Consider the following 13,638-nt stretch of genomic DNA (forward strand, 5'->3'; position numbering starts at 1 on the left):
TTGGGGGAGAAATGTCGTTGATAATGTTGCCCCAAAAGGATTTTCGAGGCCAGAAACTTTCATTCGATGAGTTTTACGACCTTGTCATCATTGGCATGGTGGGGTTGAGCGATCCGCTTATGAACGGCGGCAAGCCTGCCCATGTCGACGGGATGGTGAATTATAAGCGAGTGGCCGACAATCTTGGCCTGGCGTATGAAACCGAGTGGATCGACGACGTCGGCTATGCGTTGCAAAACCGCATCGAGGCTATTGCATCTCACGACGGCGCTCCTGACGACGAGGAGGACGATGGCAACTGGGTCTACCTGAACAGCGGCATCACCCGGATCGGAGAACTCCTTAAAGAAAAGTACTACAAGCCAGCTGGGTTCAAGCTGGATTATGATGAATTCCGGGACGTTTTCCTCTTCGAACTCGCTGGAATGGCCCAGGACCATATCACCGAGGATGGCCGAAGCGGCGACCCGACGACGCCCATCTCGTACAATCTTTTTGTCGTGGCTGATCACCTAGACTTATTCCCCGAGCCCGGGTGGATCGACAGAGCTACCACCGAATGGCTGGCAGAGAACTTAATAGCTGCAGCACCTTCAGAAGAGGTTGGCGTACCGAGATTTGGACTGACACGGCATGGGTATGAGCATGCCCAGACTTTGATAGAGACCGTCGGCGCCGCCGACGGGATGCTGCTGAAGCGTGGACAGGGAACCCTCTATTTTTCCGTTGATGCCAGCCACATCTCGCGTTTAGGATTGGAGCTGGTTGCCAAGCAAGAGACTGCCGTTGCGGAATTGGTCAAGAATGGCTATGACGCTGACGCCACGAACGTAGATTTGATTTTCAACACTGGAAGTGGTCAGCAAACTTCGCTTGAAATTTTCGACAATGGCTCTGGAATGGATGTCGCGCAGCTCGAAGCCGGCTTCATGCGATTGTCCACGCCAAACAAGGTTGTCGCACCCCGCTCGGAACTCTACAAAAGGCAGAAGGCTGGCCGAAAGGGGATCGGACGCTTTGCCGCCCAGCGTCTCGGCCGCCGTCTCGTTTTGGAAACAACGACGTCTCATTTGCATTATGGACTAAGGTTGGAGATCAACTGGGATGAGTTCGAAGCGGAACTCAACCTGACATCCGTCCCAAGCACCATTACCCGGATCAAGAAGCCGTTCTCGCACGGCACGCGACTGACAATTTTGGACCTTCGGGACAGTTGGTCGGATGCTCAAATCGAACGTTCGCACCGCCACATTGCGGAGCTTATCCAACCGTTTCCGCTTTCTGCAACTGCGTCAGGGTCAAACGAGGACCCCGGTTTTAAGGCGTCCTTTGCGCGGGAACGTGATGGTGACCTGGAGATTGTAGCCGACGACTGGTCACTCTATTTCAAGCACGCTCTGGCAGAAATTGAGGGTCAGGTTGATGACAGCGGATTTGCCAGCTGGAGCATCCGCTCGGAACGCTTCAACATAGAGAGCGGATCGACGCCGATCGGACCGCGGCGCGACCATCCATCGGAGTCTTATCCCCATCTTCGGGCAGTCCGCTTCAAAGCTTATTACTACATCGACAAGGAAACGCAGCATTCGTTCCGCTCGAAAGTCGCCGAAAAATTGCAGAGCAGCGGAGGCATTCGTCTCTATCGCAACGGGTTCCGCGTGCTTCCATATGGAGAGCGCTTCGATGACTGGTTGAAACTAAATGCGTCAAATCTGCTTCGAAAAGTGCTCCCGCCGCACAGCAACCGAAACTTCCTTGGCTTCGTCGAAATCAACGACGTCGATGGCGCTCACTTCGAAGAAACGTCTAGTCGTGAGGGCCTCCTCGAGAATGAATCGTTTCTTGAGCTGAAAGATTTTGTGTCTGCGGTCCTAAAGACCGCTATCCTCCCGATCGCCGAAGCTCGCGATAGAAGACTCACGACCACTGACACGCGCCAGAAGAGGCGCAGCCCTAAGGGGCAGGCCGACGACATTCTCGGGCGCCTTGCGGCGTTGCAGAAGAGTGCCAGCGACGACCCGCAGTATGCTGCGGCCCTATCGCACGTCGTGGACTCTGTGCGGGAGTCGGTATTGGAAATCGGCAACACAGGAGAGGCCCTTCTAGAAGAACTGGGCATGATGCGGGTGCTTGCGAGCCTAGGACTAACAATTGGTGAATTTACGCATGAGATCCGACTATCCCTGGAGGCTGTGCGAGCATCTGCCGCGCTGCTGGCATCTCGCCTGGAAGCCAAGTCGGAGGGCGCACCACAGGCTGACTACCTTCTTGATCAGATCGCTGACTTTGAGGGCTATCTGACGTATTTCGACGCCACAGTTCGTGACAACGTCAGTCGAGAGGTAGGTGCGTTAGAGATACGAGATGTCGTCAATGCATTCATCCAAGTTGTCTCACCAAAGCTTAACCGCAACGAGCTTATCCTGGAAAAGCATTTTGATGGATTTGGATTGTTCGTTCGTCCCATGCATAGATCTGAATGGGCATCAATACTGATAAATCTATTCACGAATTCGATTAAGGCCATCCGTAGGGCAGGTACAAAAGGACATATCCGCATCGAATGCGGTCGCTTGGGTGACAAGGTTTACCTCGATTTTATGGACAACGGTGACGGCATTCCGAAGGCGAGTGCAGCCCGGATTTTCGATGCATTTTTCACAACGACATCGGCCAGCGGCGCCTCGGAGGAGGACGGAACATTTGCCGGAATGGGGATGGGCCTCAAGATAGTGAAGGATATCGTCGAATCGGCAAACGGCGATGTGGTGCTCCATAAACCGCGAACCGGTTTCTCCACCTGTTTTCGCGTGACGATGCCTGAAGCAACAGATGAGGAGCTGCCAGATAATGCCTATTGACTACGTCTGCATTGACGACGAGGCGACCAAGGTAAAACCGATTGTTCAGTTGCTTGAGCAGGCGAGCGCAGATCTTAAAATCGATGTCCGCGCGCCGGTGCAATTCGACGAAGAAATTCGCCAAATCAGCAAGCTGAAGCTAGACGGCCTGCTTCTCGACCTGCGTCTAGACCGCGCCGCAAACGAAGACGGGGCGCGCGTGAACTATCGTGCCCTGTCGCTTGCACAGGAACTCAGAACCAGAATGACAGAGTCTGAGATTTCGTCGTTTCCGATTGTGCTGTGGTCGGTAGACGACAATTTCAAGGTCTCTTACGATAAGGATGAAACCAGCCATGACCTGTTTGATCGCCAGTATTACAAGGCGTCAATTACAGACAATAAGGCTCTAGTCGCACGGGAGATGATCGCGTTAGCCAATGGCTATAAAACGATTAATAGCCTCAAATCCAAAACAGTGAAGGGCATCTACAGTCGCATCATTGACCTTCCTGACGCCTTTGACATCCTGGATGCGCGCATTGCCGGCGACATTGCCGAAAATCGGTCCTATCCAGCGCATGTATTTGCACGCTCTGTCTTGCAGAATTTGATTCTTGGCAGCGGGCCGCTAATAGACGAGCGACTGCTCGCTGCCCGACTGGGCGTCGACATCGAAAAATCGCCAGACTGGGACAAACTAAAAGCAAAGTTCTGCACGCCGGCGGCCTATACTGGAGTGTTCTCCCAGGCGTGGTCGCGTTGGTGGATGTTCAAACTGAATTCGGCATGGAACAAAATTCATCCCAAAGCCGCGCTGCAGCGCCTTGAGGCTGAAGAAAGGGTCCAAATATTGAAGAAGGCTCTCAGATTACCTCAGCTGAAAGCCGCAGAGCCTCTAGTTGCAGGATACGACCGCCGGTATTGGTATGTGTGCAAACTGCTTCACGTACCAATATCTCCCACTGACGCCGTCCAGTTGTCGGTAGATCGCCGCGAATGGCAGGACGGCATTTACGGGTCTCTGAATGCGATCTTGGAGCGAATGCACAAATCGCACGGATATGAGATCCATCCCTTCGAGCGGGCGCGGATAGACGAACTCATGGTCAGCCTTCGCAATGACAAAAAATAACTTTTCTGACCAGCGGAAAAAATCCGCAACAGCGCTGAGAGCCCTCGCAACGATCTTAAGCCGAAAACGGGTGTGTTCAGATGTAGGTCCTCTGAACGCCGCGGCAGAACAATGCTCGTTAGCGTCGGCCCATGGCGACAAGGCTTGGGGCTACGATATCACCAACCTGACGTTCCAGCTCATCTCACCTAAGGGCACCGTTCCGGCCAAAACAACCGGCTTCCGGATCGAGTTGAATATATCGATGATCGGCCGCTTCGAAGGCGAGCCCGATGATCAGTTCGCGAAGCTCGAGATAAATGTGGAAAAGTATGCTCAGGGGCCGGCCGGTGCCGAATTGAAGGCTGCATGGCACTTTGACCGTCACATCATTGATACAAAGAAAGACAGCCCCCACGTCACGGAAGACATCCACCCTCTATACCATTTTCAGTTCGGGGGAGCCCGTATGACAAAAGTCGCCGATCAGCTCGGCCAAACTCTTTTACTTGACCCACCCCGCCTCATGCATCCACCAATGGACGGCATCCTAGCGGTCGATTTTGTACTGGCAAATTATGCAGGCGAAATTTGGAAATCGCTCCGAGAGGATACACAATACGCGAATTTGATCGTTCCGCAGTTCGAAAGGTTCTGGAAGCCATACTTCGACGGCGTGGCTGGCAGCTGGGCAAAACCACGATCTATCGTCTCAGGATTTCTATGTCCGTTTGTGATCGGTTAGCTAAGCGTTTGCCGCAGGCACGACTAATCGGGGTCGGTTCATAGGGAACTAGATGCGGCCGTGAACTACTCACCGAAACTGATCTTCAAACGGCGTTGTACGCAAGTTCGACGAACTTGCATCTTGAGCGAGACTGGGGGCCAAAGAATGATGGGCGAATTCAATCGGATGACAGTGGTAGCTGCTGCTGAAGTTGTTTCAGATAGCTATTCTCATAGCGAGATTGACGTTCTCGAAGTGCAATGGGGAATTGAGGATCGGGGCGGAGGTGGCAGCAAATCAGCCAAGGTCGTCAGCCTTTCCAAGGCTGCAATCGAAGGTGGCCCGGCGGTCTACACGGAATTCGGCCAAGTCAGCTTGGAGCGGGCCATGATCGAAAAAGCGCTCGCAAACTGGTCGACTGCCAAAGAGAAGACGTCTTGGCAAAAGCTGAAAGCAGGTCTGAAGTTCGACGGCTTTGAGATCATTGAACCAGCCGAAGAAGACGACGTGTGGGGGAGACGAGCCTCAAAGGCACCAGCGACTCTCGTCAGGATGGGCTGTCCGAAGAAGAAGACGCGACATTCAGGCTTCAAATAAATCTGGTCACTGCAAGACTGTTTTTGCGCCGCCTAGACCACAGGCCATATTGATAAGCTCATCTCGGTAAATCTGTTGCTGCATAACCAGCTGGCTGCACGAATGAAAACTCACGAACGGTTTTTGAATGTTGGACCTGTTTGATCCCCGCATCCCTGAAGCAAAACTTCACGATCACTTTCGTCTCATCACCGCCCACCCTGACTATGCTAAGGTCAAGCCTGTCATTCAAAACTGGGCGACAGGCCTGCTGGGTCGAAGGGGTGAGAGCGGAAAATTCATCAACGAATTCCAATCGACGTTCAATTCCTCGATGTGGGAGCTGTATCTCAACAGAGCGCTCATCGACTTGGGATGCAGGGTCGACTTTTCGAAGTCGGCACCGGATTTCTTCATCAAAGGACCCGGAAATTACGAGTTCAACATAGAGGCTGTCGTCTCTGATCAGCCCCCGACAGCAAAGCAGTGGAAGATCTTTAGCGAGCAGGATTTCAAGACGCGTGGTGCGCTGAAACTTGCTGGAAAGATGAGGGACAAGCTTGATCTTTTCCGCGGAAGCAATGGAAAGAAGCATCCGTATTCTTCGATGAGCCATGTGCGTGGTCGACCATTTGTCATCGCTATCGCTCCTTTCGACAGCGACCTCTCGCTCACTCAAAACAACGAACTCATCAACATGGTCCTTTTTGGCATGGCACCGCCGGTTCTCGAAGAGTTAGACCTAGGGAAACAAGGCAGGATAACCTTTCTCCAGAAAGCCTCGGGTGCGTCGGTTGAGATGGGAATTTTCACGAACGATTCGTTCAAAGAGATCAGCGCCGTTTTCTTCTCTACGGTCGGGACCTTCGGAAAGGCCGTCGTTGAAAGTAAAATTGATAGGCTCGTCCGGGCAACGCGCTACAGGCTGATTGATAAGGACAAGATTGAGCCCGGTTCGAAGCTCTGGCAGGTCGGGACGCACCGGTTTCAGCTCGCCTCGTTGAACTACCTCCTCACGCAACGACGAGAAAGCGGCCACCAGATCGGCGGTGCAGATTTGCTTATCCAACATTCGTCGTTTCATCGTGAAACCCATCTGGATGGGCTTCAGGTCTATTTCAATCCGTATGCAGAGGTGCCGTTTGACCCAAAATTCCCATGGCCCGCAGAAGTCGCTCTCAATTATTACGAGGTTGAAAGCGGTGAGCACATCCAAGCGCATCCTGACGGCGCGCTCGTTTCAAGGCAAGTTTATGAAATAACCTCAGAAACCATCCGTCCTCTGCTCGGCACATATGGCTTCCTTTGATGATGGCGAGCCGGCTTGATGTGCGCGAATATCGCTCGCCCAATCCCGCCTCTCCCATCTAACCCGCATGGAGCCATTTGCGGGAGAGTGCGGAATCCTGCGTTTAGATTTGATAACGGCGTGATCTTACATGCTAGCTGAACGTTTTAGATTTTGATGCAGCTAATCGTGCAGCATTTTACTTCGTATTGCAAAGTTTCCAGACGTTCGTCAAAGCGTGGTTTGAGCAAAACTTTGCGCTAATGCCTTGGATTAGCGCGGCTTTCTCGTTGGCGTAGGATTCCGCACTCTTCCGCAAATGACCCGCTTTGGTCGGTCTCAGCCCCAAGGGTTTTGAGGCGGATTGCTGCGTCTTTTATTCTCTAACTTATTGTTTCCGCAATCATTTAGAAATTCCGCGGTTTCGGGCTTAGAACCCCGGATTGTAGACATTCACGCTACAATCAAAAATGTCCTAAACTCGCCTGTTATCGGCGTTTTCAAAGGAAGATCTACTGGTCCTTAGCGGCACATGCAAACGATCGTTTTCCGATCACTGGCGATTTTATGCAGCTGGCCTCTGATCAGCGGGTTTCGCGGATCCCTCTACAAGTTTCTCCTCCACCCCTAATCATTGAATCGGCCGTTTGAACGATTGAATTCAGCCTGAATCGGTTTGGCCATTTACCCGTTGGTGGCAGATGAACGCGCAGCGCCTTGAGACTTTTCAGAGTCTCAAGGCGCTGCGCAAAGATGCGGGGTCGTGGACTTCAGACATGACAACGCCCCACCGCAAGTTCTGCAATAAAGCTGCTGCGATCATTGCATCCTGTGAACTTACGGGTTGTAAAAACTGGCGCGATTTCATCTGGCTGTCATCCGGGATTTATAAAGGAGAGGGGAAGCTAACCAAGTTGGGGGTATGAAATGCGTAAACTTTTCCTTGTGGTGGCGTCGGCGGCACTCTTGTCCGGGGCGGCCCATGCGACAACGATCTATCCGCTGGACCGGGCCACGGTCCTTGCAGGCTCGCCATTCGATTTCAAGGTTGAATTCAGCAAGGTCGTGAAGCCGGAAGACGTGAAAGTCACGATCAACGGCGAGAGCTACGACGCTGTTTTCGGCAAGGCCGCCCAATTCGTTGCCGAGGAGAAGGGCGCTGAAGACAAGGTGCTCGGATCCGCGCTCATCCTGCGCGACATCAAGCTTGCGAAGCCCGGCCAGTACAAGGTCGAGGTATCGGCTGGCGACGAGAAGAAATCGGTCGGCTGGGATGTATACACAACGTCCGACACGCCCAAAGCCAAGAACATCATCTTCCTGCTGGGTGACGGTCTTTCCGTTGCGCACCGCACCGGCGCCCGCCTCATGTCCAAGGGCATGACCGAGGGGAAGGCCAATGGCCGCCTTGCCATGGATGACATTCCGCCCGTCGCCTTCATCGGCACCTCCTCGACCTCGGCGATCGCTACCGACAGCGCCAACACCATGTCGGCCTATATGACCGGCCACAAGTCCGCGGTAAACGCACTCGGCGTCTATGCTGACCGCACGCCGGCCAGCCAGGACGACCCCAAGGTCGAAACGATCGGTGAGGCTCTGCGCCGCACCGGCAAGAAGTCGCTCGGCATCGTGACGACATCCGAAGTGCAGGACGCGACACCTGCCGCGCTCGTTTCCCATACGCGCAAGCGCGCCGACAAGGCCGACATCGTCGGCATGATGTACAACGTCAAGCCGGACGTGCTGCTCGGCGGCGGCTCGGCCTATTTCCTGGCCAAGGACGTGCCCGGTTCGAAGCGCAAGGACGACAAGGACTATATCGCGCTCTTCAAGGAGGCCGGTTACGCCCTCGCCACCGACAAGAATGAACTGGCCGCCGCGGCTGGCTCGAACCAGGGCAAGCTGCTCGGCCTCTTCCACACAGGCAACCTCGACGTCACGCTCGATCGCGAATTCCTCAAAAAGGGTACCGTCGATAAGTTTCCCAACCAGCCGGGCCTGGTTGATATGACCAAGGTGGCGCTCGACAGGCTGTCGAAGAATCCGGATGGCTTCTTCCTGATGGTGGAGGCTGCGTCCATCGACAAGATGAGCCATCCCCTCGATTGGGATCGCGCTTTGATCGATACGATCGAATTCGACAAGGCCATCGCGGCTGCACGCGAATTCCAGGCGAAAAATCCGGATACGCTGATCGTCGTCACTGGTGACCATACGCACGGCGTCTCGATCATCGGCACTGTCGATGATGATAAGCCGGGCACGGAAATGCGCGACAAGGTCGGCACCTATGCCGCCGCAGGCTTCCCGAACTACGAAGACAAGGACGGCGATGGCTATCCGGACCGAATCGATGTTTCCCGCCGTCTGTTCATCGCGGCCAACAACGGTCCTGACCACTACGAGACCTTCCGTCCGAAGCTCGATGGTCCTTTCGTTCCGGCGATCCAGAACGAGAAGAAGGAATACGTCGCCAACGAAGCTTACAAGGACGTGCCGGGCGCCGTCTTCGTCCAGGGCAACATCCCGCGCGATGAGGATAGTGGCGTTCATGCGGTGGACGATGTCGTGCTGCAGGCCGTTGGCCCGGGTGCGGAAGGCTTCCGTGGTTACATGGAACAGAGCGACGTCTATCGTGTCCTCGCCGACGCTTTCGCACTCGGCGCGTCAAAGATGTAAATCTGTCCGGCTGACGAACAGGGCAGGCGGCCGAAAGCCGCCTGTCCTCCCGTTTAAGGAGATTGCGATGACGGAGAAGAAGACCTTTGCTATTTGTCGTCGGGCGCTGCTCACGGCCGCTGCGGTCTTGCCTTTCATGGGCATTGCCGCACGCGCAAGCGCTGCCGAAAAACTGGGCTTCGGCGAGCTCTACAAAAGCTTTGGTCCGCTCGGTCTCGAATTTTCCGACAAGGTGAAGCAATTGAGTGGTCAGGAGATTGCCATCAGCGGCTTCATGGCGCCGCCACTGAAGGCGGAGGCCGCATTTTTCGTCCTGACGGAAATCCCGATGTCGCTCTGCCCGTTCTGTTCCTCAGACGCCGACTGGCCGGATAATATCATGGTCGTCTATCTCTCGGCCAAGCAGACCTTCGTGCAATTCAATGCGCCGATCATCGCGCGTGGGGTGCTGGAGTTCGGCTCCTGGACCGATCCGGAAACCGGCTTCATCAGCCAGTTGCGTCTTCGGAACGCGGCTTTCAGGACCGTCTGACACCATGCTCGCGCTCGACGTTACCGATCTTCAAATGCATTTTCCCGGCTTGGCTGCGCCGGTCCTCGCCATCGAGCGATTTCATCTGCCGGCCGGTGGCCAGCTGGCGATCACCGGGGCTTCCGGCTCGGGCAAAAGCACATTCGTCAACGCGATTACCGGCCTGGAAAACGTCACGCAAGGCAAAATTTCCTGGAATGGTATGGACATCACCCGTCTTTCCTCCGGCCGGCGCGATGCTTTTCGCGCACGCAACATCGGCCTTGTCATGCAGGATTTCCATCTTTTCCCCGGGCTTTCCGCTTTCGACAACGTGGTTCTCCCGGTCAGGCTTGCGCGCCGGCTGACCGTCGAGGAGCGGGAGCGTGCGATTGCGCTGCTTTCAGCCACCGGGATCAACCGCGTCGGGCAGGGGGTCGAGACACTGTCGCGTGGTGAAATGCAGCGTGTCGCCGTCGCCCGTGCGCTGCTGCAGCGTCCCGGCGTCATCGTCGCTGACGAGCCAACGGCCAGTCTTGACCGCCATGCGGGCAACGAGGTTGCCGAGCTTCTGCTGCGGCTTTCCGCAGAGCAGGGCACGACACTGGTGGTGGTCACGCATGATGCCTTCCTGGCGGAGCGTCTCGGCCGCCGCATCTGCCTGGAGAGCGGGCGTGTCGACGAGGATAGTGGAGAGAGTGCCGCGCAATGATGAAGTTCATTTTTGCCGACCTGCGGCGATTCTGGAGCGGCGCGTTGGCCGTTGTGGTGCTCATTGCATTGTCCGTCGCTTTAAGCGTGACCGTGACGTTGCAGGAGCGGGCCGTCCGGCTCGGCAGCGCGCGTGCGGCCGAGAAATTCGATCTGCTGGTCGGAGCTGCCGGCAGTGAAACCCAGCTTGCGCTTTCGGCCGTTTTCCTGCAGCCGGCGCCGCTGCCGCTGATGGAGGGTGGCGTTCTCGGCCGCCTCGCCAACGATCCGCGCGTCGAACTGGCGGCGCCCGTTGGCTTTGGTGACTCCGCTTACGGTTTTCCGATCGTCGGCACCACGACAAGCCTGATTTCGACGCTGTCTCCGAACCTGGCGCAAGGGGCGCATTTCGCGCGCCTCGGCGAAGCGGTGGTTGGTTCCGATGTGGCGCTGTCGCCTGGAGCGCAAATCAAACCGATGCACGGCACGGCGGAAACGGGCGGTGAAACCCATACGGCTATTGCCTACAAGGTGACTGGCCGTATGGCGCCGACGGGAACCGCTTGGGATCGCGCCATCCTGGTGCCGATCCGGGCCGTATGGCAGCTTCACGGCATGCATGGTGAAGAACATCATGACCATGAAGGTGGGGAAGCCGAGTCGCACGGTGCCGGGCCGAAAGATCACAGCCATGAGCACGAGCATGGCCATGTTGATGCGGATGCGCCCCTGGACGAGTATTTCGATGCGCAATCCCCTGGCGTTCCTGCCATTCTCGTCAAGCCGAAGACGGTTGCCGACGCTTACCGCCTGCGGCAGGAATACCGCACAGGCGCAACGCTCGGCGTTTTTCCGGCGGAGGTGCTGACGCGGCTCTACGCGACGTTGGGGGACGCCCGCAGCCTGCTTCTGGCAATTGCCCTGGGTACACAGGCGATCGTCATCGCCGCGATCGTGCTGGTGACGATCATGCACGTGGGATCGAGATGGCGGCAGATCGGCGCCTTGCGCGCGCTCGGCACACCGGTTCGCTCGATTATCGCGCTCGTGTGGGGAGAGCTTTTCCTGCTGTTCGTCGCCGGGATCGCATTGGGGATTGCCCTCGGCTACGCCGCAGCATCGACGATCTCGGCGCGGCTGACCGCATCGACGGCCGTCCGGCTGCCTGTTGATTTCGCGCCGAACGATTTCTGGCTGGTGACTGGTTTTCTCGCTGTTGCGGCATTCGTCTCCATTGTTCCCGCGCTTGCCGCTTTGCGTTCCAGCCCCGCTGCCGCTTTGCGTGCGTCTGGCTGAGTGCATCTGCGTCCTTATACGTATTGTCGTATAATGGCTTTTTAAACGCTTCCGCGTATATCATTACTTTAATCGCATTCGCGTATATTGACAGATTATACGTTACCGCGTATATTGGTGATCGGAGGCCACCATGAATGAACAGATCGCCCGCACAGAAAAACAACTCGGCGCCATTCTGCGCCGCGCCCGCAAACAGGCGCACTTGAGTCAAGGCGCGCTCGGCGAACAAATCCATATGCGGCAGGGCACGGTTTCGCGCCTTGAAGCCGGGGAGCCGGCCGTCCAGTTGCGCACCCTGATGGAGGCCCTTTCAGCCCTCAATCTGGAACTGGTCGTTCGACCACGCAGCCAGGGCAGCGCCGCCGACATCGAGGACTTGTTCTGATGGCAAGAAGGCGGGCGCACGTCCCCCTCAACGTTTTCCTGAACGGTCGTCATGTCGGCGTGCTGCGGCGCGAGGCCACAGGCGCCATCGACTTCCAGTACGGACACGGCTGGCTGGATTGGCGTAGCACATTCCCGGTGTCACTATCACTGCCCCTGCGCGAGGACCGCTATATCGGCAACCTGGTTATCAATGTGTTCGACAACCTGCTGCCTGACAACGACGCAATCCGCAACCGGCTCGCCGAGCGCGTCGGCGCGGAAGGAACTGACGCCTTCAGCCTGCTAACCGCTCTGGGCCAGGACTGCGTGGGCGCCCTGCAATTCCTGCCCGACGGCACTGATCCCGGCACTGCCGGCGATACCGACGGCAAGCCGGTCAGCGACGACGAGGTCGCAGACATCATCAAGAATCTCGCCGCCGCGCCGCTCGGTATGGGCGAAGACGAAGATTTTCGAATCTCGATTGCCGGGGCACAGGAAAAAACCGCCCTGCTGCGCAAGGACGGCCAGTGGTTTAAACCCACCGCCACCACCGCCACCACCCATATTCTCAAACCGCAGATCGGCCAGCTTCCCAATGGCATCGACCTCTCCAACAGCGTCGAGAATGAGTATCTCTGCCTGAAGCTGCTGGAAGCAATGGGCGTCCCCACCGCCAACGTCGAGATCGCGGAATTCGGGGAACGCCGTACACTAATCGTGGAACGTTTCGACCGCCTTTGGGCGAAGGATGGAAGATTGCTCCGTCTGCCGCAGGAGGACACTTGCCAGGCGCTGTCGATCCCGCCCACCAGAAAATATCAGTCGGACGGTGGCCCTGGAATGCGGGAAATCATCAACCTGCTGAAAGGCAGTGACACACCCGACGCCGATATCGCCATATTCATGCGCGCCAGTATCCTGTTCTGGCTGCTCGGCGCGACCGACGGTCACGCTAAAAACTTCAGTATTTTTCTTGGCCCCGGCGGACGCTTCCGAATGACACCTCTCTACGACGTGCTGACCGCACAGCCGAGCCTCGACGAAGGCCAGATCTCCCGCAAGAAATTCAAACTTGCGATGTCGGTTGGCAGAAACCGCCACTATGCCATCCATGACATCGTACCCCGCCATTTCATGCAGTCGGCGGACCTTTCCGGTGTGGGTACCCCGGCGATGAAAGCGATCTTTGAAGACATCACCGCGAACGCCGAACAGCAGGCAGAGGCCGCTATCACGAAGCTGCCCAACGGTTTTCCCGACCAGCTCGTGACGTCCACCATGGCGGCCATCAACCACCGCGTCCAGCTCGTCGCCGATTCACTTTCATGAGCGTCTCATGTCTGAAGCAAGAAATTACCCGCATTGCCATTCTTGGCCAAGTCTCACTGCTAAGCCACTCTACCTAGTCTGCGCTATCGGAACAATTATCATCATCGATCCCATCACGTTCGGCAGTTCAGGACGCCGCCGCTTCGGGGCCGGAAGCAAACTGTCAGCGCCTAGATTGGAACTCGAGAATCCGACGTTATAGACCACCTGTAG

The 13,638-nt window shown here is 56.3% G+C and carries 11 protein-coding genes; all 11 read left to right on the forward strand.

The annotated features are described in order from the left end of the window. Window positions 1-11: 11 nt before the first annotated feature. Window positions 12-2,861: a sensor histidine kinase gene (locus ACZ5FP_RS18460; RefSeq protein WP_464663439.1), complete on the forward strand. Its 2,850-nt coding sequence runs from the start codon at window positions 12-14 to the stop codon at window positions 2,859-2,861. After that, window positions 2,851-3,975 (forward strand): hypothetical protein, encoded by a 1,125-nt coding sequence (locus tag ACZ5FP_RS18465; RefSeq protein WP_464663441.1) that lies wholly within the window; start codon window positions 2,851-2,853, stop codon window positions 3,973-3,975. Before ACZ5FP_RS18460 ends, ACZ5FP_RS18465 begins: the two co-directional genes overlap by 11 nt. Next, window positions 3,962-4,699, forward strand: a complete 738-nt coding sequence (locus ACZ5FP_RS18470; RefSeq protein WP_464663443.1) for a hypothetical protein — start codon at window positions 3,962-3,964, stop codon at window positions 4,697-4,699. Before ACZ5FP_RS18465 ends, ACZ5FP_RS18470 begins: the two co-directional genes overlap by 14 nt. 147 nt (window positions 4,700-4,846) lie before the next feature. Further along, window positions 4,847-5,278 carry a hypothetical protein gene (locus ACZ5FP_RS18475; RefSeq protein WP_464663444.1) on the forward strand — a complete coding sequence of 144 codons (432 nt, stop codon included), beginning with the start codon at window positions 4,847-4,849 and terminating at the stop codon, window positions 5,276-5,278. A 127-nt stretch (window positions 5,279-5,405) separates the two neighbouring features. Further along, window positions 5,406-6,566, forward strand: coding sequence for a hypothetical protein (locus tag ACZ5FP_RS18480; protein WP_464663446.1), 1,161 nt, complete (start codon window positions 5,406-5,408; stop codon window positions 6,564-6,566). 906 nt (window positions 6,567-7,472) lie between these two features. Then, window positions 7,473-9,227, forward strand: coding sequence for an alkaline phosphatase (locus ACZ5FP_RS18485; RefSeq protein ID WP_464663448.1), 1,755 nt, complete (start codon window positions 7,473-7,475; stop codon window positions 9,225-9,227). Window positions 9,228-9,294: 67 nt separating this feature from the next. Further along, on the forward strand, window positions 9,295-9,759 hold the full coding sequence (locus tag ACZ5FP_RS18490; protein ID WP_464663450.1) for a hypothetical protein: 465 nt from the start codon (window positions 9,295-9,297) through the stop codon (window positions 9,757-9,759). A gap of 4 nt (window positions 9,760-9,763) precedes the next feature. Beyond that, on the forward strand, window positions 9,764-10,450 hold the full coding sequence (locus tag ACZ5FP_RS18495; protein WP_464663452.1) for an ABC transporter ATP-binding protein: 687 nt from the start codon (window positions 9,764-9,766) through the stop codon (window positions 10,448-10,450). Further along, the gene (locus ACZ5FP_RS18500) at window positions 10,447-11,724 is read left to right on the forward strand and encodes an ABC transporter permease (protein ID WP_464663454.1); all 1,278 of its coding nucleotides are present in this window, start codon (window positions 10,447-10,449) and stop codon (window positions 11,722-11,724) included. Before ACZ5FP_RS18495 ends, ACZ5FP_RS18500 begins: the two co-directional genes overlap by 4 nt. A 133-nt stretch (window positions 11,725-11,857) precedes the next feature. Continuing rightward, window positions 11,858-12,112: a helix-turn-helix domain-containing protein gene (locus tag ACZ5FP_RS18505; protein WP_464663456.1), complete on the forward strand. Its 255-nt coding sequence runs from the start codon at window positions 11,858-11,860 to the stop codon at window positions 12,110-12,112. Then, window positions 12,112-13,425 (forward strand): type II toxin-antitoxin system HipA family toxin, encoded by a 1,314-nt coding sequence (locus ACZ5FP_RS18510; RefSeq protein ID WP_464663458.1) that lies wholly within the window; start codon window positions 12,112-12,114, stop codon window positions 13,423-13,425. The genes ACZ5FP_RS18505 and ACZ5FP_RS18510 overlap by 1 nt, the downstream gene beginning before the upstream one ends. Window positions 13,426-13,638: the final 213 nt, after the last annotated feature.

It is taken from the genome of Phyllobacterium sp. T2-21 (genome assembly GCF_055378485.1).

Bases quoted from the DNA above. Each gene is read 5' to 3' on its own strand.
- ACZ5FP_RS18460 (WP_464663439.1), top strand. From the start codon at position 12: ATGTCGTTGATAATGTTGCCCCAAAAGGATTTTCGAGGCCAGAAACTT.
- ACZ5FP_RS18465 (WP_464663441.1), top strand. From the start codon at position 2,851: ATGCCTATTGACTACGTCTGCATTGACGACGAGGCGACCAAGGTAAAA.
- ACZ5FP_RS18470 (WP_464663443.1), top strand. From the start codon at position 3,962: ATGACAAAAAATAACTTTTCTGACCAGCGGAAAAAATCCGCAACAGCG.
- ACZ5FP_RS18475 (WP_464663444.1), top strand. From the start codon at position 4,847: ATGATGGGCGAATTCAATCGGATGACAGTGGTAGCTGCTGCTGAAGTT.
- ACZ5FP_RS18480 (WP_464663446.1), top strand. From the start codon at position 5,406: ATGTTGGACCTGTTTGATCCCCGCATCCCTGAAGCAAAACTTCACGAT.
- ACZ5FP_RS18485 (WP_464663448.1), top strand. From the start codon at position 7,473: ATGCGTAAACTTTTCCTTGTGGTGGCGTCGGCGGCACTCTTGTCCGGG.
- ACZ5FP_RS18490 (WP_464663450.1), top strand. From the start codon at position 9,295: ATGACGGAGAAGAAGACCTTTGCTATTTGTCGTCGGGCGCTGCTCACG.
- ACZ5FP_RS18495 (WP_464663452.1), top strand. From the start codon at position 9,764: ATGCTCGCGCTCGACGTTACCGATCTTCAAATGCATTTTCCCGGCTTG.
- ACZ5FP_RS18500 (WP_464663454.1), top strand. From the start codon at position 10,447: ATGATGAAGTTCATTTTTGCCGACCTGCGGCGATTCTGGAGCGGCGCG.
- ACZ5FP_RS18505 (WP_464663456.1), top strand. From the start codon at position 11,858: ATGAATGAACAGATCGCCCGCACAGAAAAACAACTCGGCGCCATTCTG.
- ACZ5FP_RS18510 (WP_464663458.1), top strand. From the start codon at position 12,112: ATGGCAAGAAGGCGGGCGCACGTCCCCCTCAACGTTTTCCTGAACGGT.